Annotated in this window: 2 protein-coding genes; both read left to right on the forward strand. The window is 56.2% G+C overall.

Going from position 1 to position 1,916, the window contains the following annotated elements; all coding sequences use genetic code 11:
• The coding region (locus AABZ39_12795) for an adenylate/guanylate cyclase domain-containing protein (protein MEK6795650.1) at positions 1 to 1,192 on the forward strand (1,192 nt) is incomplete at its 5' end.
• A gap of 18 nt (positions 1,193 to 1,210) precedes the next feature.
• Positions 1,211 to 1,819, forward strand: coding sequence for a hypothetical protein (locus tag AABZ39_12800; protein ID MEK6795651.1), 609 nt, complete (start codon positions 1,211 to 1,213; stop codon positions 1,817 to 1,819).
• Positions 1,820 to 1,916 lie beyond the last annotated feature (97 nt).

Genomic DNA, 1,916 nt, shown 5'->3' on the forward strand with positions numbered 1-1,916 from the left:
CGGCATACGTCTCTCCGCTGTGTTGGCGCTGATCTCCTTCGTCGCCGTGGCAGCGACCTCGGTACTGCTCTTTACCACGAACAACTATGCATTGAAAACAGTGCCTATCCTTCTGAACATCCTCCTCACGTTCATCGCCATCATGGTGTATCGGGCGCTCACGGAAGAGAAGGACAAGCAGTTCCTCAAGCAGACGTTCTCAAGCTATCTCGCCCCCGAGCTCATCGACATCATGTACGAATCGAAACAGATGCCGAAACTCGGCGGTGAAAGCCGCGTGAACACCGCGTTCTTCACCGACATCCAGGGGTTCTCGACGTTCTCGGAAAAACTCACCGCCACGCAGGTGGTCGAGCTCCTCAACGAATACCTCGGCAGCATGACGGACATACTCCTCGCCGAACGCGGCACGCTCGATAAATACATCGGCGACGCCATCATCGGCATTTTCGGGGCACCCATGGCGCTCCCCGACCACGCCTTTCGCGCCTGCAAGGTCGCCATCGGCATGCAGGCGAATCTCGGGCGGCTGCGCGAGAAATGGGCCGCTGAGAAGGCGGATGCGTCGGAGCCCAACCGCAATTCGAAGAACTTGCCGACGGAAGAATGGGAGCCCGGCGCAAAGTGGCCGCGCATCGTCTGGGACATGCGCGTTCGCGTGGGCATCAATTCCGGAGAAATGGTCACCGGCAATATGGGTTCGACCATGCGCATGAATTACACGATGATGGGCGACACGGTCAACCTTGCGGCACGGCTCGAGGCCGGCGCCAAGCAGTTCGGCGTATTCACGCTCGTCGCTGAAGAGACGCTCAATATGTCATGGCAGGACGAAACGGGAACGCATGTCGTGAAAGACATGGTCGAATCGCGTTTCATCGACCGCATCACCGTCGTCGGCAAAAGCGCCCCGGTTGAAGTATACGAAGTCGTCGCGCTCAAGGGTGAATTGACGGCGGAGCAGCAGGAGCTCTTCACCCTGTTCGCGGAAGGCGTCAAGCACTACCAGAACACGGAATGGGACAAGGCACTTGCCATCTTCAAGAAAACGAAGGACATGGAGCTCTTCCCGAAGAATAAATTCACACCGACGAAGATGTACATCGAACGCTGCGAAGAATTCAAAGTGAGCCCGCCGGTGAAGCCGGGCGAGAAGTGGGACGGCGTTTTCCGTATGACGCAGAAACACTGAGGCAGCGCACAGCACATCATGGGAACGAAAAAAAAAGCGGATATTCTCCATATCACGGAGCCGGCAGGGGTCATGAACGAAACCGCCGTACTCCTGTCGTTCATGGGACATACGAAGATCATACCGCTCGTGCGATCGATATTCACGGATGCGGAGCGCGTCTTTTCAGGGAAATACAGCGGCTACCGCTCCATACCGGGAGGGTATAACGATTTTGCCCATACCGCCGAGGTATTCCTCGCAAGCGTCCGCCTCCTGCACGGGCTCCACGCCGCGGCACGAAAGGATGCATCGAACGTGATAAAAAAAGCGGCGAAGGACCTCATCAAGGGTCTGCCCGGTGCACGCACCATTGACGAAGCGGTGTTCCACGACCACAAGCCCCTCTCGGAGCGCGGCGTCATCGTCACGCTTGCCGCAGCGCTGTTCCACGACATCGATTTCATCCAAAAAGAGAACGCGCGTGCATCCGAAGAAAAGGAACGGCGCGGTATAACCTTCGTCAAACGCTACTGCAGACAGAAACGCATGTCCCCTGCGGAGACGAAAGCCTGCGTACAGATGATAGAATCGCTCGCAGCGGAATCGCTCGCATCGATGAAGTTCTCCTCCGCGCTTACCACATAATTGGCACGTAAAATCATCCCGTTTAAATATAGCTTCTCGCCAAAGGCGAAATTCAATTGATTTTCGTATTCGTTTATTTTCAGCAGTAAGTCCGCCA

Source organism: Spirochaetota bacterium (genome assembly GCA_038043445.1).
Taxonomy (GTDB): domain Bacteria; phylum Spirochaetota; class Brachyspiria; order Brachyspirales; family JACRPF01; genus JBBTBY01.